We start from the raw sequence: 18,171 nt of genomic DNA on the forward strand, positions 1-18,171 counted from the left end.
GGCGACGGGTCTACCAGGCAGTTGCTGGCTTTCTGGTGGGTATCGCGCTCCTCATGGCCGGAATGGTCGCTCAGCAGATCTGGATCAGCGTGGTGGGTTTCCTCGTCATGCTGGGCTGCGCGGTGCTCGCGGTCACGGGATGGCGCAAGGCGCCCAAGCCGGGCGAGCAGCAGGCGGTGCGCACCGGCGGTGCGGGTGAGCGCCGACAGTCCCGCCAGCGCCGGTCCGTGATGAACCGGATCGAACAGCGGTGGCAGCGCCGCCGTGACGAGCAGGGACAGTAGACACAGAGCACGTATACGTGTCGTCCGGCGCCGGCGCGAGGGCGCGGTACGCCGTAGTGGCCCCGCAGACGGTCCGCGCGGTGGGCACGGCGCACGGCTCGGCCGCCCGCCCCGGCCCACGCGCGGGGGCCGGGGGCCCGCCCCTCAGCCCTCCTGGCGGGACGGGCGGCGGGCCCAGGCCGGGCGGGACGGCAGGCGGAAGCGGCCGCTCAGGGCCGCCCGGCGCTTCGAGAGCGCCCAGACCACCCGGACGGCCGAGCGTGGCGCCACCAGCGCGCGGAGCCGGGCGGACCGGCCGGCCGCCAGGCCCAGGCCGGCCCGTACCGCCCGCGCGTCCTCGACGAGACCCGGCACCGGGCGCGGCTCCGGGGCGTAGAGCACCTGCTCCACCGCTCCCGCGACCCGGTGCACCGCGTCCGCCGCCTCCGTGTCCAGCCGGCCCAGGCGCGCCAGCCGCTCGGCCGCCCGGCGCGGGGTCAGCGCTTCGTCCGGGGGGATGCCATGGTCCCACGCCGTGTCGTTGATCTCCTGCCACACCGCAAGCGACCGCGCCGTCGTATCGGCGGCGGTGCGGCCGGCGGAGCCCAGCCTGCGCGCCCGTACCCGCAGCCGCCAGTACATCGGCAGCAGGGGCAGCAGGAGAACGAGCACGACCGCGACGGCCACGCCGAACAGGGTGCCCGTAGGTGTCCCCGGGTCCGTCGGCGCGGCCACCCCGGGGACGGCCGACTGACCGCACTCGCCCTGCTTGCGCATCTGCGCGGGGCAGCTGTCCGAAGCGGACGGAGCGGGGGCCACCGGCGCCGAGGCGTCCGCCTCCGGGCGGGCCGGGTCCGCCGTGTCGTCGGACGGCGCGTCCGGCAGGGTGTACGTCGGCACCGAGCCACGCGTCGGCGTCGGCTCGAAGCGCGTCCAGCCGATCCCCTCGAAGTACAGCTCGGGCCAGGCATGCGCGTCGCGCAGCCCGACCGAGTACGAGCCGTCCGCCTGCGCGGTGCCCGGCGTGAAGCCCACCGCGACCCGGGCCGGAATGCCCAGCGTCCGGGCCATCGCGGCCATCGTGAACGAGAAGTGGACGCAGAAGCCCCGCCGGTCCTTCAGGAAGCGGGAGATCGCCGAGGTTCCGGTACCCGAGTCGACCGAGGTGTCGTAGGTGAACCCGCCGTTGGAGGCGAAGTAGTCCTGGAGCTTCACCGCCCGCTCGTACGGGTTGGAGGCCCCCTTCGTGACCTCCTCGGCCCTCTGCGCCACCACCTCGGGCAGGGACTCGGGCACCTCGGTGTACTCGCGCAGCAGCGCCGCCGGCACCGCGCCCGCGCGGGCGAGCTGCTCGGCCGTCGGCTGCACGTCGAGGCTGGTCACCGTGTACTGAGCGCCGCCGGTGGTCTCCCCGTCGTCGCCGACGAGCGTGCGTCCCTCCGGCTCGTAGCGCCACCGGCCGCCGATCCGCACCTCGGCCGCCGGATAGGGGAGCGGCAGATAGGTCTGCCGGTACGAGGAGGACGCCGAGAAGGTCGACCTGACCTCCGTCACGGAGACGGAGCCGGAGAGACCGGCGGGCGTCGGGAGCCGTTTCGGCACGTCCCGCAGCCCGCGCGTCGAGGCACGCCACTCGTTCCCGTTGAACCGGTCCAGGGCCAGGATGCGCAGATAGAAGTCGCCGGGGCTCTTGGCGTCGGTGCGGTACGAGATCACCTGCCGGTTGTCCGGCTGGTTGAGGTTGTCCTGGAGCGAGACCAGCGGGTTCACCGCGGAGATGGTGCCGCCCCCGCCCCCCTTGCCGCCTCCGCTGCCCGTACCGCCCAGCAGGCCGCCGTCGAGCGCGGGCAGCGCTGCGGGCACGACCAGCGCGATCCCGAGTGCCAGCACACCGATGCGCCGCCCCGTCCGCACCGGCGCGAGCGCCCTGCCGCCCGTGGCGTCGAGCCCGCCGGACGAACCGCCCCGGGATCGCGCCGCTCCGGCGAAGACCCGGCCCCACTGGGAGAGCCGGTCGCGGCCCTCGGCCAGCAGGAGCAGCAGATAGCCGCAGGCGGCGAGCACGAACCACAGCCAGTCCGCGGCACCGTCCGCCAGCCCGGCGGCGACCGAGTAGAGCGCCAGCAGGGGCAGCCCGGCGGGCGCCGCGCTGCGGAAGGTCACCGCGAGCGTGTCCACCAGCAGCCCGACCAGCAGGACACCGCCCACCAGCATCAGCCTGATGCCCGGGGTGGCCGGCGCCGGAATCGCGTACTGCCCGACATCGTCCCCGCCCGCCGACAGCAGGTCCGCGAGGTGCCGCACGGCCTGCGGTCCGGGCAGCACGCCCGCCACCGCCTGTTCCCGGGCGAACGCCACGGTCAGCAGCACCACCATGACCAGCGCCTGGGCGGTGACCGTCAGCAGCCGGGGGAGCGGCACCCGGCGTCCCAGGGCGCCCACCCCGCACTGCATGGCGAGCAGGAACGCCGCCTGCACGACCCAGGTGACCGGGTCCACCAGCGGCAGCATCGCGCAGGCCGCCATCAGCGTCGCCGCGAAGGCGCCCAGCGCCAGCCGACCGTGACCGCTCATGACCGCCCCCTAATGCCCAGCACTCTCATCCCCGGCCCCCGGCCGATCCCGTCGGCCCGGCCGCGGCGGACCCGGCCGGCGCACCGTGCGGGCCCGCCAGCTGCCACAGCGCGGCCAGCCGCGCGCCGGGTTCCACCGGCACTACCGTCCACCCCGCCTCGCGCAGCAGCCGAAGCCTCCGCTCCGCCGCCTCCCGGGTGGCGGGCGATTCGCCGTTCACCCAGGCGGCGCTGTCCAGGACGAAGGCCACGGCCCCGCCGCTGCGCTGCCGCATCCGGGTGGCCACACCGGTCTGTTCCTCGTCCAGATCGCCCAGGAAGGCGATCAGCAGTCCCTCGCCGCCCCCGCGCAGCACGTCATAGGCGCGCGAGAGGCCCCCGCCGTCGGAGTGGTCGATCTCCGCGAGCGTGTCCATCATCAGTCCGGCCGACTCGGCGGTGGCCTGGGTGGCGCCGGCGAAACCGCCCTCGCCCTCGCCCGGCACCGCGTTCCCCGCGTCCGTCAGCAGCCGGACCGCGAAGCCGCGCTCCAGCATGTGCGTCAGCACCGAGGCCGCCCCGGAGACGGCCCACTCGAACGCGGAGTCCGGCCCCGTCCCCCGGTAGGCGGTCCGGCGGGTGTCGAGCAGGACCGTGCACCGGGCGCGCTGGGGCTGTTCCTCGCGGCGCACCATCAGCTCGCCGTAGCGGGCGGTGGAGCGCCAGTGCACCCGGCGCAGATCGTCCCCGTAGCGGTAGCCGCGCGGGATCACGTCGTCCTCACCGGCCAGCGCCAGGGAGCGCTGGCGGCCCTCGCCGTAGCCGGAGGCCTCGCCCGCCGGCCGCACGGGCGGCAGCGGCTCGGTGCGCGGGACCACGACCAGGGTGTCGTAGGCGCTGAACGAACGCGTCAGCTCGCACATCCCGAAGGGGTCGCTCAGCCGCAGTTGCAGCGGGCCGAGCGGGTAGCGCCCGCGCAGATCGGACCGGACCCGGTAGGACACCTCGCGCCGCCCGCCCGCCTCCACCCGGTCCAGGACGAACCGGGGCCGGGGCCCGAGCACGTACGGCACCCGGTCCTGGAGCATCAGCAGCCCGGTCGGCAGCCGCGAGACGTTGTCCATGCGCAGGTGGACGCGGGCCTCGGAGCCGGCCGGGACGCGTGACGGGGAGAGCTTGCGGGTGCCCGTGACCCGGTAGCGGGTCCGGTAGAGCACCGTCACACACACCAGGGGCAGCACGGCGAGCAGCAGCCCGACCCGCAGCAGATCCGCCTGGCCCAGCACATAGGCACACACCGCCGCGGCGATCCCGGCCGCGAGGAAGGACCGCCCGCGGGTGGTCATCCCGCCGAGCGCGGCCCGTACACCCCCCCTGTCGTCGCCGTCCACCGAGGCGGGCCCCTCCGGGGCCATCACGGACGCCGTACGCCGGGCTGCTGCGGGCCGCCGTACGCCGGACCCGCCTGGTACGGGGGCATGGAGGCGGCGCCGCCCGCGGCCGTGGGCACCGGGGTGTGCTGGAGGATCTCCAGCACCACCTGTTCGGCGCTGCGGCGGTTGAGCTGGGCCTGCGCGGTGGGCAGCAGCCGGTGGGCGAGCACCGCGACGGCCAGGGCCTGCACGTCGTCCGGCAGGCAGTAGTCCCGGCCGGCCAGCGCGGCGGACGCCTTGGCGGCGCGCAGCAGATGCAGCGTGGCACGCGGCGAGGCGCCGAGCCGCAGGTCGGGGTGGCTGCGGGTGGCCGCGACGAGCTGGACCGCGTAGGCGCGGACGGCCTCGGCGACATGCACCGCGCGCACCGCGTCGATGAGCTTCACGATGTCGTGCGCGTGCGCCACGGGCTGGAGGTCGTCGAGCGGGGAGACCCCGCCGTGCACGTCGAGCATCTTGAGCTCGGCCTCCGCGCTGGGGTAGCCGATCGACACCCGGGCCATGAACCGGTCGCGCTGGGCCTCGGGCAGCGGGTACGTGCCCTCCATCTCCACCGGGTTCTGCGTCGCCACGACCATGAAGGGGTCGGGCAGCTCGTAGCTGTGCCCGTCGATGGTGACCTGGCGCTCCTCCATCGACTCCAGCAGCGCGGACTGGGTCTTGGGGGAGGCGCGGTTGATCTCGTCGCCGATCACGATCTGGGCGAAGATCGCGCCGGGCTTGAACTCGAAGTCGCGGCGCTGCTGGTCGTAGATGGAGACCCCGGTGATGTCCGAGGGCAGCAGGTCGGGCGTGAACTGGATGCGCCGCACCGAACAGTCGACGGACCGGGCCAGGGCCTTCGCCAGCATGGTCTTGCCCACGCCCGGGACGTCCTCGATCAGGAGGTGCCCCTCCGCGAGCAGCACGGTCAGCGAAAGCCGGACGACCTCGGGCTTGCCCTCGATCACGCTCTCCACCGACCTGCGCACCCGCTCGACGGTGGTGGTCAGATCTGTGAGGCTCGCTCGATCGTCATAGGTGGTCACCCGGCCCTCCTCGGCCCTGCCCCACGCTCACCAGGAGCGTGGGAATCCCCATTCACGGGCCGGCGCCCTCGTGCGGCCCGGCCCACCCCGAAATGCGGACACCGCGCCGGACGGAGTCCGACGGGGTGTCACTCACGCATTCTTGTTGCCGTTACCGCTTCGTGTCACTCGCCTGTGGACAACCAGGGGTGATATGTCGGATTGGGTGAGGATTTCGTCACCGGAAGGTGGTCATCCGCCCCTGCGGGCAGGGGTCAGGAGACCGGCAGGACCTCGCGCAGCTTGCCGGTGGTCACGTCGAAGACGAAACCGCGTACATCATCGGTGTACTTGAGGAACGGAGAGGTGCGGGCCCGCTGCATCGACTGCCGCACGTCCTGGTCGGCGTCGGTGTAGGCCTCCACGGCCCACGACGGCCGCTGCCCGACCTCGTGCTCCAGCTCCTGGCGGAAGTCCTCCGTGATCGACTCCATGCCGCAGCCCGTGTGGTGGATCAGGACGATGCTGCGCGTGCCCAGCGCCCGCTGACTGATCGCCAGCGAACGGATGACGTCGTCGGTGACCACACCGCCCGCGTTACGGATGGTGTGACAGTCGCCCAGCGACAGGCCGAGGGCCTTGTGCAGGTCGAGCCGGGCGTCCATGCAGGCGACCACGGCGACCTGGAGCACCGGCTTGGCGTCCATCCCGGGGTCCTTGAACTCTGAGGCGTAGCGGCCGTTCGCCTCGACCAGGCGGTCGGTGACCGTGGCGGCGGGCTCGGCGGGGGAGTGCGCGGAAGTCGACATGGTCAAGACGGTAGCCCCCGCCCCCCGCCCCGGTACGAGGGGGAAGCGGACAAAAAACGTCAACAGTGCTTGTTGTGAGGTAATCCACAAGCCTCTCTCCAGTCGCCCGCGCGAGTGAACGGGCGATGCCCGACGCGCTGCCGGGTTGATTGATCGGGAATCGATCGAGTGGCAGGGTGGACTAAAGTGACGGGAAGTTACCGACACCCTGCACATTTCGAACTTTTACCCGTGTGCGCGGCGTACGTACGGCCCGGCCCTCTCCCGCTCGCCGGTCGGCTGACGCCCCTTCCCCGGCGCCGGCGGACCTCCCCTTCGCGAGCGGGCGGGGACCAGGCCGTACGTCCCGCCACCGGGAGCTGAGCCTGAGAGGGCGCATGAGCCAGACCCGACACGTCCCGGTGATGCTCCAGCGATGCCTGGACCTGTTGGCACCGGCTCTGGAGGCGCCCGGCCCCCAGCCCCCCGTAGTCGTCGACTGCACCCTCGGCCTGGGCGGCCACAGCGAGGCACTGCTCGCCGCGTTCCCCACCGCCCGGCTGATCGCCCTGGACCGGGACAAGGAGGCCCTGCGCCTCTCCGGCGAGCGGCTCGCCCCCTACGGCGACCGCGCGACCCTCGTGCACGCCGTCTACGACGAACTGCCCGAGGTGCTCGACCGGCTCGGCATCCCCAAGGTGCAGGGCGTCCTGTTCGACCTCGGCGTCTCCTCGATGCAGCTGGACGAGTCCGACCGGGGCTTCGCCTATGCCCGCGACGCACCGCTCGACATGCGCATGGACCAGACGACCGGCATAAGCGCCGCCGAGGTCCTCAACACCTACCCGCCGGGCGAACTGGTGCGCATCCTGCGCGCGTACGGCGAGGAGAAGCAGGCGAAGCGCATCGTCTCCGCCGTCGTCCGCGAACGCGAGAAGGAACCCTTCACCAACAGCGCCCGGCTCGTCGAGCTGATCCGCGAGGCCCTGCCGCAGGCCGCCATGCGCACCGGAGGCAACCCCGCCAAGCGCACCTTCCAGGCACTGCGCATCGAGGTCAACGGCGAGCTCACGGTCCTGGAGCGGGCCATTCCGGCCGCCGTGGCCTCCCTCGCCGTCGGCGGGCGCATCGCGGTCCTCGCGTACCAGTCCTTGGAGGACCGGCTGGTCAAGCAGGTGCTCGCGGCGGGCGCCGCCAACACCGCCCCGCCCGGCCTGCCCGTCGTCCCCGAGCGCTACCAGCCCCGGCTGAAGCTGCTCACCCGCGGCGCCGAACTCCCCACCGAGGAGGAGGTCGCCGAGAACCGCCGCGCCGCCCCCGCCCGGCTGCGCGGCGCCCAGCGCATCCGCGAGGACGAGCGGTGAGCCGCCGGCGCACGGCCGCGCCCGCCGGGGACGGAGCGGTGCGGTGAGCAAACCGGCCGGGCAGCTCAAAGGGCGCGCCGCACGGCTGACCCGGCTGATGCCCGCCGGGCCGAGTACCGCGGCCCGGACCCCGTTCGTCCTGCTGGTCGTCCTGCTCCTGGGCGGCGGCCTGATCACCCTGCTGCTGCTCAACTCCGCACTCAACGAAGGCTCCTTCGAGCTGAGCGAGCTGAAGAAGCGGACCACCGAGCTGACCGACGAACAGCAGGCCCTCCAGCGTGACGTCGACGCGTCCTTCGAGCCCGACGCCCTGGCGCGCCGCGCCCGTGAGCTGGGCATGGTCCCCGGCGGCGGCCCCGCCTTCCTCGACCCGGACGGCACGGTCAGGGGCGTCCCGTCCAAGGCGCCGCCGGCCCCGGTCGTCGCACCTCCGCCGACCGCCCACCCCCACGGGGGCCGCGGCCACCACCCCGGCGCCCGGCACCGCCGCGGCCGGACCCGGCGGGTCCACGGCCTCCGGCACACCGGCAGCACAGCCCTCCACGAGTCCCGGCAGGTGACGCAGTGCCCTCGAAGGAACCACCGCGCCGCCGGGTCCCCGGCCCCGCGCGTCCCCGTAACGCCGCCGGGTCCGGCCGGCCCCGCCCCCAGCAGCGACGGCGCCCCCCGTCCGCCGCGCCGCGCGGACGGGCGCCGCGCGGCCGCTCCGGGCGGCCGCTGCGGCTGGGCAGCCCGCGCCCGAGGCTGCGGCTGGTCAGCCTCGCCCTGACGCTCGTCATGATCGCGTTCGTCGTGCGACTCCTCCAGGTCCAGGCCGTCGACGCCCACGCGTACGCCGCGAAGGCCGAGACGAACCGCTACCTGAGCTACACGGTCGCCGCCGAGCGCGGTGAGATCACCGACCGCAGCGGCATCGCGCTGGCCACCAGCGTGGACGCGTACGACATCACGGCCGACCCCAAGATGTTCACGCCGGCCGACAGCAAGGCGCCCGACGCCCCCCAGCAGGCCGCAGCCCTGCTCGCGCCCATCCTCGGCGTCGACGCGGACGGACTGGTCAAGAAGCTCTCCAAGCCGAAGAGCCGGTACGCGGTCCTGGCCCGCAGGCAGACCCCGCAGGTCTGGAAGCAGATCAAGGACCTCAAGTCCGTCTTCGCCGAGAAGGCGGCGAAGGACAAGGCGGCCGGCGGACCCGGCGCGAACGTGCTGGCCGGCGTCTTCCAGGAGGCCACCACCAAGCGGATCTACCCCAACGGTTCGCTGGCCGCCGGGATACTGGGTTACGTCAACGCCGAGGGCAAGGGCGCCGGCGGTCTCGAGTCCCAGCTGGACAAGCAGCTCGCGGGCGAGGACGGCACGATCAAGTACGCCCAGTCCGGCGGCCGGCGGGTGCCCACGGCCGGCACCAAGGAGGTTCCGGCGGTCGCCGGCTCCGACATCGAGCTGACCATCGACCGCGACATCCAGTGGGCCGCCCAGAAGGCCATCTCCGACCAGGTGGCGAAGTCCGGGGCCGACCGTGGTTACGTCATCGTGCAGAACACCCGCACCGGCGAGGTCCTCGCCATGGCCAACGCCCCGGGCTTCGACCCCAACGACCTCTCGCAGGCCGACGCCGCCTCGCTGGGCAACGCGGCCCTCCAGGACGTCTACGAGCCCGGCTCCACCAGCAAGGTGATGTCCATGGCCGCCGTGCTGGAGGAGGGCGTCGCCACCCCCCGTACGCACGTCACGGTCCCCAACCGGCTGCACCGGGGCGACCGCCTCTTCAAGGACGACATCGAACACCCCACCTGGCAGCTGACGCTCAACGGCGTCCTCGCCAAGTCCAGCAACATCGGCACCATCATGGCCACCGGCCAGCTGGGGAAGACGCAGACGCAGGCGAACAAGGTGCTGTACTCCTATCTGAGGAAATTCGGCATCGGATCGCCCACCGGGCTCGGCTACCCCGGCGAGACGCCCGGCCTGCTCGCCAAGCCGCAGGACTGGTCGACCTCGCAGCAGTACACGATCCCGTTCGGCCAGGGCCTCTCCCTCAACGCCATGCAGGCCGCCTCGATCTACTCGACGGTCGCCAACGGCGGCGTACGGATCGAGCCGACCCTCGTACGCGGCACCAGGGGTCCGGACGGCCGCTTCACCCCGGCCGAGGCGCCCGAACAGAGGCGGGTCGTCAGCGAGAAGACCGCCAAGACGCTCGCCACCATGCTCGAATCGGTGGTCAGCGACCAGGAGGGCACCGGCACGAAGGCCCAGATCCCCGGCTACCGGGTCGCGGGCAAGACCGGTACCGCCAACCGCGTCGACCCGGTGCGCGGCGGCTACCACGGCTACACGGCGTCCTTCGCCGGCTTCGCGCCCGCCGACGACCCCCAGGTGACCGTCTACTGCGCGATCCAGAACCCCACCAAGGGCAGCCACTTCGGCGGCCAGACCTGCGGACCCATCTACAAGCAGGTCATGGAATTCGCCCTCAAGACGCTCCAGACACCCCCGTCCGGCCGCCCGTCGGCCAAGCTGCCGGTGTTCTTCGGAACCGGCGAGTGAACTCGCGGAGACCCCCAGTGACCACCATCACCCCCGACCCCGGGAACCGGAATCAGAACGTCCGTTCCTCCGGCCCCTCACTTCGCGAGAGGGCGGGTGCGCCCGGTACGCTCACCGCCGTGCCCCACGCTGAACAGTCCCGAACGACCCAGAAGGACGCGCCTGTGAACTACCCGGGAGCGCCCCGCCCGGACCGGCTGCGGCCGACGTCCCTGGCCACGCTGGCAGAACGGCTGGGAGCCGAACCGCCGGGCACCGGCGACGTCACCGGCATCACCCACGACTCCCGGGCCGTGCGCCCCGGGGACCTGTACGCGGCCCTGCCGGGCGCCCGCCTGCACGGCGCCGACTTCGCCGCCCAGGCGGCCGGCCTCGGCGCGGCGGCCATCCTCACCGACCCGTCCGGCGCCGAACGCGCCCGCGCCACCGGGATCCCGGTGCTGGTCACCGAGAACCCGCGCGGCCGGATGGGCGAACTCGCCGCCGAGATCTACGGCCGCCCCGGTGCGGACCTCCTCCAGATCGGCATCACCGGCACGTCCGGCAAGACCACCACCGCCTACCTCGTCGAGGGCGGCTTCCGCGGCGCCGGACGCCCCACCGGGCTCATCGGCACGGTGGAGATGCGGATCGGCGACGAGCGCATCAAGTCCGAGCGCACCACGCCCGAAGCCACCGATCTCCAGGCCCTGTTCGCCGTCATGCGCGAACGCGGCGTGGACGCCGTCACCATGGAGGTCTCCAGCCACGCGCTGGTCCTCGGCCGGGTCGACGGCTGCGTCTTCGACGTCGCCGTCTTCAACAACCTCAGCCCGGAACACATGGAGTTCCACTCCGGCATGGAGGACTACTTCCAGGCCAAGGCCCAGCTGTTCACGCCGCGGCGCAGCAAGCGCGGTGTCGTCAACTACGACGACGAGTACGGCCGCAGGCTCGTCACCGAGGCCTCCGTGCCCATCACGACCTTCTCCGCCGAGGGCCACCCCGACGCCGACTGGCGTGCCGAGGACGTTGTCGTCGGCCAGCTCGGCTCCACGTTCACCGTCGTCGGCCCCCAGGGCGAGCGGGCCGGTGCCAAGGCCCCGCTGCCCGGCCCGTTCAACGTCGCCAACACCCTGGCCGCGATCGTCACCCTCGCCGTCGCGGGCATCGACCCGCAGACCGCGGCCGACGGCATCGCGAGCGTCCCCGGGGTCCCCGGGCGGCTGGAGCGGATCGACGCCGGACAGCCGTACCTCGCGCTCGTCGACTACGCGCACAAGACCGACGCCGTCGAGTCCGTGCTGCGCTCCCTGCGCAAGGTCACCAAGGGCAAGGTGCACATCGTCCTCGGCTGCGGCGGCGACCGCGACACCACCAAGCGCGGCCCGATGGGCGCGGCGGCGGCCCGGCTCGCCGACACCGCCGTCCTGACCTCCGACAACCCCCGCTCCGAGGACCCCCTCGGCATCCTCGCCGCCATGCTGGCCGGCGCCGCCGAGGTCCCCGTCCACGAACGCGGCGACGTCCTCGTCGACGCCGACCGCGCCGCGGCCGTCGCCGCCGCGGTGGCCCGTGCCGAGCCCGGCGACACCGTGCTCGTCGCCGGCAAGGGCCACGAGCAGGGCCAGGACATCCACGGCGTCGTCCGACCCTTCGACGACCGAGTGGTCCTGCGCGAGGCCATCGAGCGCTCCCTGGGGCACAACGGCGCCGACCCCCGTGCCTCCCACCACGAGAACAACAGTCAGGGATGACCAAGTGATCGCCCTTTCCCTCGCCGAGATCGCCGAAATCGTCGGCGGGCAGACGCACGACATACCGGATCCGGCAGTGACCGTCAGCGGACCGGTCGTCATCGACTCCCGCAAGGTGACGCCCGGCAGCCTGTTCGTCGCCTTCGCCGGCGAACGGGCCGACGGCCACGACTACGCCGGGCGCGCCGTCGAGGCGGGCGCGGCCCTCGTTCTGGCCACCCGCCCCGTCGGGGTGCCCGCGATCGTGGTCGACGACGTCGTGGCCGCCCTCGGCGCGCTCTCCCGCGCCGTCGTCCGCCGCCTCGGGGCCACCGTCGTCGCCCTCACCGGCTCCGCGGGCAAGACCTCCACCAAGGACCTCATCGCGCAGCTCCTGGAGCGCAAGGGGCCCACCGTCTACCCGGAGGGCAACCTCAACAACGAGATCGGCCTGCCGCTCACCGCGCTGCGCGCCACCGACGAGACCAGGCACCTGGTCCTCGAAATGGGCGCCCGCTACATCGGGGACATCCGCTACCTCACCGGACTTGTCCCGCCGCGCATCGGCCTCGTGCTGAACGTGGGCAGCGCGCACATCGGCGAGTTCGGCGGCAAGGAGCAGATCGCCCAGGCCAAGGGCGAGATGGTCGAGTCGCTGCCCGAGGACGGCGTCGCCGTGCTCAACGCCGACGACCCCCTCGTCCGCGCCATGTCCTCCCGTACCAAGGCCCGGGTGGTCCTGTTCGGGGAAGCCGCGGATGCGGACGTACGGGGTGAAGACGTGCGCCTCACCGACGACGGACGCCCCGCGTTCCGTCTCCACACACCCACCGGGTGCAGCGATGTGACCATGCGCCTGTACGGTGAGCACCACGTGTCGAACGCGCTCGCCGCGGCCGCCGTCGCCCATGAGCTGGGCCTGTCCGCAGACGAGATCGCCGAGGCGCTCTCCGAGGCGGGCACCCTCTCCCGCTGGCGCATGGAGGTCACCGAGCGTCCGGACGGCGTGACGTTCGTCAATGACGCCTACAACGCGAACCCCGAATCCATGAAGGCCGCGCTCCGCGCGCTGGTCGCCATGGGGAAGGGGCGTCGTACGTGGGCGGTGCTCGGCCTGATGGCCGAGCTCGGCGACGCCTCGCTCGCCGAGCACGACGCGGTCGGACGGCTCGCCGTCCGGCTCAACGTCAGCAAGCTCGTCGCGGTCGGGGGCAGAGAAGCCTCCTGGCTGCAACTGGGCGCATACAACGAGGGTTCGTGGGGTGAGGAGTCGGTGCACGTGTCCGACGCGCAGGCTGCCGTCGACCTGTTGCGCAGGGAACTGCGCCCGGGAGACGTCGTGCTGGTGAAGGCGTCCCGGTCGGTCGGCCTGGAGCAGGTCGTCACAGCACTGCTGGAGAACGCGACCGAGGGCGAGGTCGCGGGCCGATGAGGCAGATCCTCTTCGCGGGAGCCATCGGGCTCTTCCTGACCCTGGTCGGCACACCGCTGCTGATCAAGCTCCTGGCCCGCAAGGGATACGGGCAGTTCATCCGGGACGACGGCCCGCGCACCCACGGGTCCAAGAAGGGCACGCCCACGATGGGCGGTATCGCCTTCATCCTGGCGACGCTCATCGCGTACTTCCTGGCGAAGGTGATCACCGGCGAGGAGATGCGCTTCTCCGGTGTGCTGGTCCTCTTCCTGATGGCAGGCATGGGACTCGTCGGCTTCCTCGACGACTACATCAAGATCGTCAAGCAGCGCTCGCTCGGTCTGCGGGCCAAGGCGAAGATGGCCGGCCAGCTGATAGTCGGGATCGCCTTCGCGGTGCTCTCGCTCCAGTTCGCCGACGCCCGCGGCAACACCCCGGCGTCCGACAAGCTCTCGTTCGTCGAGGACTTCGGCTGGTCGATCGGCCCGGTGCTCTTCGTCGTCTGGGCGCTGTTCATGATTCTCGCCATGTCCAACGGCGTGAACCTGACGGACGGTCTGGACGGCCTGGCCACCGGCGCGTCGGTGATGGTCTTCGGTGCGTACACCTTCATCGGGCTCTGGCAGTTCCAGGAGTCCTGCGCCAACGCCGGCACCCTCACGAACCCGAGCGCCTGTTTCGAAGTGCGTGATCCGCTCGACCTCGCGGTCGTGGCCTCCGCCCTGATGGGTTCCTGCTTCGGCTTCCTGTGGTGGAACACCTCGCCGGCCAAGATCTTCATGGGGGACACCGGCTCGCTCGCCCTCGGCGGCGCGCTCGCCGGCCTCGCGATCTGCTCCCGCACCGAATTCCTGATGGCCATCCTCGGCGGCCTCTTCGTGATGATCACGATGTCCGTCGTCATCCAGGTCGGCTCGTTCAAGATGACCGGCAAGCGCGTCTTCCGCATGGCGCCGCTCCAGCACCACTTCGAACTCAAGGGGTGGTCCGAAGTCCTTGTCGTGGTCCGCTTCTGGATCATCCAGGGCATGTGCGTGATCGTCGGACTCGGCCTCTTCTACGCAGGATGGGCAGCCAAGAAGTGAGCAACGTGGACTGGCAGGGCAAGCGCGTCACGGTCGCCGGACTCGGGGTCTCCGGAATCCCGGCGGCCCGTGTCCTGTACGGCCTCGGCGCCGTCGTCACCGTGGTGAACGACGGCGACGACGAGCGCTCCCGCGCCCAGGCCGCCGAGCTGGAGGCGCAGGGCATCGCCGTGCGCCTCGGCGACGGCGACACCCTGCCCACGTCCACCGAACTTGTCGTCACCGCCCCCGGCTGGAAGCCCGGCAAGCCGCTGTTCGCCGCGGCCGCCGAGGCGGGCGTCCCGGTCTGGGGCGATGTCGAACTCGCCTGGCGGCTGCGCGGCCGGGACGGCCGGGAGCCGGCGCCCTGGCTCGCGGTCACCGGCACCAACGGCAAGACCACGACCGTACGGATGCTCGCCTCCATCCTGGAGGCCGCCGGGCTGCGCACCGCCGCCGTCGGCAACATCGGCGTCTCCCTGCTGGACGCCGTCCTCGGCGAGGAGACGTACGACGTGCTCGCCGTCGAACTCTCCAGCTACCAGCTGCACTGGGCACCCTCGCTGCGCGCCCACTCCGCCGCCGTGCTCAACCTGGCCCCCGACCACCTCGACTGGCACGGCTCCATGGAGGCGTACGCCGCCGACAAGGGACGGATCTACGAGGGCAACCGCGTCGCCTGCGTGTACAACGCCGCCGACCCGGCCACCGAGGACCTGGTGCGGGCGGCGGACGTCGAGGAGGGCTGCCGGGCCATCGGCTTCACGCTCGGCACGCCGGGGCCCTCGCAGCTCGGCGTCGTGGACGGCATCCTGGTCGACCGGGCGTTCGTGCAGAACCGCCAGAAGCAGGCCCAGGAGCTGGCCGAGGTCGCGGACGTCAATCCGCCGGCCCCGCACAACATCGCCAACGCCCTGGCAGCCGCCGCCCTGGCCCGCGCCTTCGGCGTCGAGCCCGCCGCCGTGCGCGACGGGCTGCGCGCCTTCCGCCCCGACCCGCACCGCATCGAGCACGTCGCGGACGTCGACGGGGTCTCCTACGTGGACGACTCCAAGGCCACCAACACCCACGCCGCCGAGGCCTCCCTCGCCGCCTACGACCCCATCGTCTGGATCGCCGGCGGCCTGGCCAAGGGCGCCACGTTCGACGAGCTGGTGACCGGCTGCGCCAAGCGGCTGCGGGGCGTCGTACTCATGGGCGCGGACCGGGCCCTGATCCGCGAAGCCCTCACGCGACACGCGCCCGAGGTCCCTGTGGTCGACCTCGACCGGACCGACACTGGGGCGATGTCCGAGGCGGTCCGCGAGGCGGCACGGCTCGCCCGGCCGGGAGACACCGTACTGATGGCCCCGGCCTGCGCCTCCATGGACATGTTCGTCAACTACAACAAGCGGGGCGAGGCCTTCGCGGACGCCGTCCGCGCACGCGCCTCCGAGAGCGCCTGACGGGCCCGGCCACCGCGCCGTACCGTCCCGGCGTACCGGGGCGCGCACGGCCGTGCCGGGGCGGGGCCCCGGCACAGGAGCCCCGGGCACGAGCAGTGGAGGGGACAGGGACATGCCGGCCGAAGAGAGCGTGCGGGTACGGCCCGCTGCCAAGGCCCGGCGGCCCGCGGCGGTGCGGGCCCGGAGCACGGGCGGCCCCCGCAGTCCGCGAGGCGGCGGTGTGCGGCGGCTGTACGAGCGGGCACGGCGGGCCTGGGACCGCCCGCTGACGGCGTACTACGTGATCCTGGGCGCCGGTCTGCTGATCACCGTGCTGGGCCTGGTGATGGTCTACTCCGCCTCGATGATCAAGGCGCTGGAGCTGGGCAAGCCCGGTACCTACTTCTTCCGCAAGCAGTTCCTGGCCGCCGTGATCGGGGCCGGGCTGATGGCGGTCGCCGCCCGGATGCCGGTCAAGCTGCACCGCGCGCTGTCCTACCCGCTGCTCATGGGCGCCGTCTTCCTGATGGTTCTGGTCCAGGTGCCGGGGATAGGGATGTCGGTGAACGGCAACCGCAACTGGCTCTACCTGGGCGGGCCCTTCCAGCTCCAGCCCAGCGAGTTCGGCAAGCTGGCCCTCGTCCTGTGGGGGGCCGACCTGCTCGCCCGTAAACAGGACAAGCGGCTGCTGACCCAGTGGAAGCACATGCTGGTCCCGCTGGTGCCGGTCGCCTTCATGCTGCTCGGACTCATCATGCTCGGCGGTGACATGGGCACTGCGATCATTCTCACGGCCATCCTGTTCGGCCTGCTCTGGCTGGCCGGTGCCCCCACACGGCTGTTCGCCGGAGTGCTCGCCACCGCCGGCCTCATCGGCTTCCTGCTGATCAAGACCAGCCCCAACCGCATGTCCAGGCTGGACTGCATGGGAGCCAGCGAGCCCGGCCCCGGTGGCTCCTGCTGGCAGGCCGTGCACGGCATCTATGCTCTGGCGTCGGGCGGATGGTTCGGATCGGGCCTCGGTGCAAGTGTGGAAAAATGGGGCCAACTCCCCGAACCTCACACCGACTTCATCTTCGCCATCACCGGGGAGGAACTGGGGTTGGCGGGGACGCTGTCGGTGCTCGCCCTCTTCGCGGCTCTAGGCTATGCGGGTATCCGCGTGGCCGGACGCACGGAGGACCCCTTCGTGAGGTACGCAGCGGGAGGTGTGACCACCTGGATCACGGCGCAGGCCGTGATCAACATCGGTGCGGTGCTCGGCCTGCTGCCGATCGCCGGTGTCCCGCTTCCGCTGTTCTCCTACGGGGGGTCGGCCCTGCTGCCGACCATGTTCGCCGTCGGGCTGCTGATCGCGTTCGCGCGGGACGAGCCCGCCGCGAAGGCGGCCCTGGCCGTGCGGAGGCCAGGGGTGAGATGGAAGTCGATGAGACGGCGCGTCAAGAAGCGTCCGTCCGGAGAGCGGTGAAATTCGGTGCATGTCGTACTCGCCGGCGGGGGGACCGCCGGCCACATCGAGCCCGCGCTTGCCCTCGCGGACGCCCTGCGCAGGCAGGACCCGAGCGTGGGGATCACCGCTCTCGGCACGGAGCGCGGACTCGAGACCAGGCTCGTACCCGAGCGGGGGTACGAGCTCGCCCTGATCCCGGCCGTACCGCTGCCGCGCAAGCCCACGCCCGAACTCATCACCGTCCCCGGCCGGCTGCGCGGCACCATCAAGGCCGCCGAGCAGATCCTCGAACGCACCCGGGCCGACTGCGTGGTGGGCTTCGGCGGTTACGTGGCCCTGCCGGGGTATCTGGCCGCCAAGCGGGCCGGCGTCCCGATCGTGGTCCACGAGGCCAACGCGAGGCCCGGCCTGGCCAACAAGATCGGCTCGCGGTACGCGCACGGCGTCGCCGTCTCCACGCCCGACAGCAAGCTGCGCGGCGCCCGCTACATCGGCATCCCGCTCCGCCGTACGATCGCCACCCTCGACCGGGCCCGCGTCCGCCCCGAGGCGCGCGACGCGTTCGGTCTCGACCCCAACCTGCCGACGCTGCTGGTCTCCGGCGGCTCGCAGGGCGCCCGCCACCTCAACGAGGTGGTGCAGCGCGTCGCTCCGCTGCTCCAGCGCTCCGGCATCCAGATCCTGCACGTGGTCGGACCGAAGAACGAATTGCCGCGCGTGGACAACATGCCCGGGATGCCCCCCTATATCCCGGTACCGTACGTGGACCGGATGGATCTCGCGTACGCCGCGGCCGACATGATGCTCTGCCGCGCGGGCGCGATGACCGTCGCCGAACTCTCCGCCGTCGGACTGCCCGCCGCCTATGTCCCGTTGCCCATCGGCAACGGTGAACAGCGGCTGAACGCCCAGCCGGTGGTCAACGCCGGAGGCGGTCTGCTGGTGGACGACGCCGCGCTCACTCCCGAGTGGGTGCAGGGCAACGTCCTCCCGGTGCTGGCCGATCCGCACCGGTTGTATGAAATGTCCCGCGCCGCCGCCGAGTTCGGCCGGCGGGACGCCGACGATCTGCTGGTCGGCATGGTGTACGAGGCGATTGCCGCACGCCGTAACGCGTGAGGCGGACGGGTCCGGGGGCGGTGGCCCC

At 72.4% G+C, this 18,171-nt stretch carries 13 protein-coding genes and 1 pseudogene; 10 read left to right on the forward strand and 4 right to left on the reverse strand.

Annotated features, from left to right (window positions below):
- Positions 1-284: DUF3040 domain-containing protein (locus EAO73_RS20030; RefSeq protein ID WP_147973556.1), on the forward strand; the 284-nt coding region annotated here is incomplete at its 5' end.
- Between the two features lie 144 nt (positions 285-428).
- On the opposite strand, the gene EAO73_RS20035 is transcribed toward EAO73_RS20030, so the two are convergent.
- The 4 genes from EAO73_RS20035 to EAO73_RS20050 all read right to left on the reverse strand — a co-directional run bounded on the left by EAO73_RS20035 (position 429) and on the right by EAO73_RS20050 (position 6,064).
- Positions 429-2,837 (reverse strand): DUF3488 and DUF4129 domain-containing transglutaminase family protein, encoded by a 2,409-nt coding sequence (locus EAO73_RS20035; RefSeq protein WP_147972884.1) that lies wholly within the window; start codon positions 2,835-2,837, stop codon positions 429-431.
- Positions 2,838-2,862: 25 nt separating this feature from the next.
- Positions 2,863-4,230: a DUF58 domain-containing protein gene (locus EAO73_RS20040; RefSeq protein WP_147972885.1), complete on the reverse strand. Its 1,368-nt coding sequence runs from the start codon at positions 4,228-4,230 to the stop codon at positions 2,863-2,865.
- Positions 4,230-5,276 (reverse strand): AAA family ATPase, encoded by a 1,047-nt coding sequence (locus EAO73_RS20045; RefSeq protein ID WP_147972886.1) that lies wholly within the window; start codon positions 5,274-5,276, stop codon positions 4,230-4,232. The genes EAO73_RS20040 and EAO73_RS20045 overlap by 1 nt, the downstream gene beginning before the upstream one ends.
- Positions 5,277-5,530: 254 nt before the next feature.
- Positions 5,531-6,064, reverse strand: coding sequence for a beta-class carbonic anhydrase (locus EAO73_RS20050; protein ID WP_147972887.1), 534 nt, complete (start codon positions 6,062-6,064; stop codon positions 5,531-5,533).
- 377 nt (positions 6,065-6,441) lie between these two features.
- Between EAO73_RS20050 and rsmH the strand changes: the two genes are divergently transcribed.
- From rsmH to murG, 9 genes and pseudogenes are all read left to right on the forward strand, one after another.
- The gene (gene rsmH, locus EAO73_RS20055; protein ID WP_147972888.1) at positions 6,442-7,407 is read left to right on the forward strand and encodes a 16S rRNA (cytosine(1402)-N(4))-methyltransferase RsmH; all 966 of its coding nucleotides are present in this window, start codon (positions 6,442-6,444) and stop codon (positions 7,405-7,407) included.
- A gap of 97 nt (positions 7,408-7,504) precedes the next feature.
- Positions 7,505-7,967 (forward strand): annotated as a pseudogene (locus EAO73_RS20060) (FtsB family cell division protein).
- A gap of 4 nt (positions 7,968-7,971) precedes the next feature.
- Positions 7,972-9,957, forward strand: coding sequence for a peptidoglycan D,D-transpeptidase FtsI family protein (locus EAO73_RS20065; RefSeq protein ID WP_147972889.1), 1,986 nt, complete (start codon positions 7,972-7,974; stop codon positions 9,955-9,957).
- A 17-nt stretch (positions 9,958-9,974) separates the two neighbouring features.
- Positions 9,975-11,693 carry a UDP-N-acetylmuramoyl-L-alanyl-D-glutamate--2,6-diaminopimelate ligase gene (locus EAO73_RS20070; protein WP_147972890.1) on the forward strand — a complete coding sequence of 573 codons (1,719 nt, stop codon included), beginning with the start codon at positions 9,975-9,977 and terminating at the stop codon, positions 11,691-11,693.
- Between the two features lie 4 nt (positions 11,694-11,697).
- Positions 11,698-13,104 carry a UDP-N-acetylmuramoyl-tripeptide--D-alanyl-D-alanine ligase gene (locus tag EAO73_RS20075; protein WP_147972891.1) on the forward strand — a complete coding sequence of 469 codons (1,407 nt, stop codon included), beginning with the start codon at positions 11,698-11,700 and terminating at the stop codon, positions 13,102-13,104.
- On the forward strand, positions 13,101-14,171 hold the full coding sequence (mraY, locus tag EAO73_RS20080; protein WP_073968191.1) for a phospho-N-acetylmuramoyl-pentapeptide-transferase: 1,071 nt from the start codon (positions 13,101-13,103) through the stop codon (positions 14,169-14,171). Before EAO73_RS20075 ends, mraY begins: the two co-directional genes overlap by 4 nt.
- Positions 14,168-15,595, forward strand: a complete 1,428-nt coding sequence (murD, locus tag EAO73_RS20085; RefSeq protein WP_147973557.1) for a UDP-N-acetylmuramoyl-L-alanine--D-glutamate ligase — start codon at positions 14,168-14,170, stop codon at positions 15,593-15,595. Before mraY ends, murD begins: the two co-directional genes overlap by 4 nt.
- A gap of 112 nt (positions 15,596-15,707) precedes the next feature.
- Positions 15,708-17,042, forward strand: a complete 1,335-nt coding sequence (ftsW, locus tag EAO73_RS20090; protein ID WP_147972892.1) for a putative lipid II flippase FtsW — start codon at positions 15,708-15,710, stop codon at positions 17,040-17,042.
- Positions 17,043-17,048: 6 nt separating this feature from the next.
- A complete protein-coding gene (gene murG / locus EAO73_RS20095) occupies positions 17,049-18,143 on the forward strand; it encodes an undecaprenyldiphospho-muramoylpentapeptide beta-N-acetylglucosaminyltransferase (protein ID WP_147972893.1) in 1,095 nt (364 codons plus the stop codon).
- Positions 18,144-18,171 lie beyond the last annotated feature (28 nt).

The organism is Streptomyces sp. col6, assembly GCF_008042035.1.
Lineage (GTDB): Bacteria > Actinomycetota > Actinomycetes > Streptomycetales > Streptomycetaceae > Streptomyces.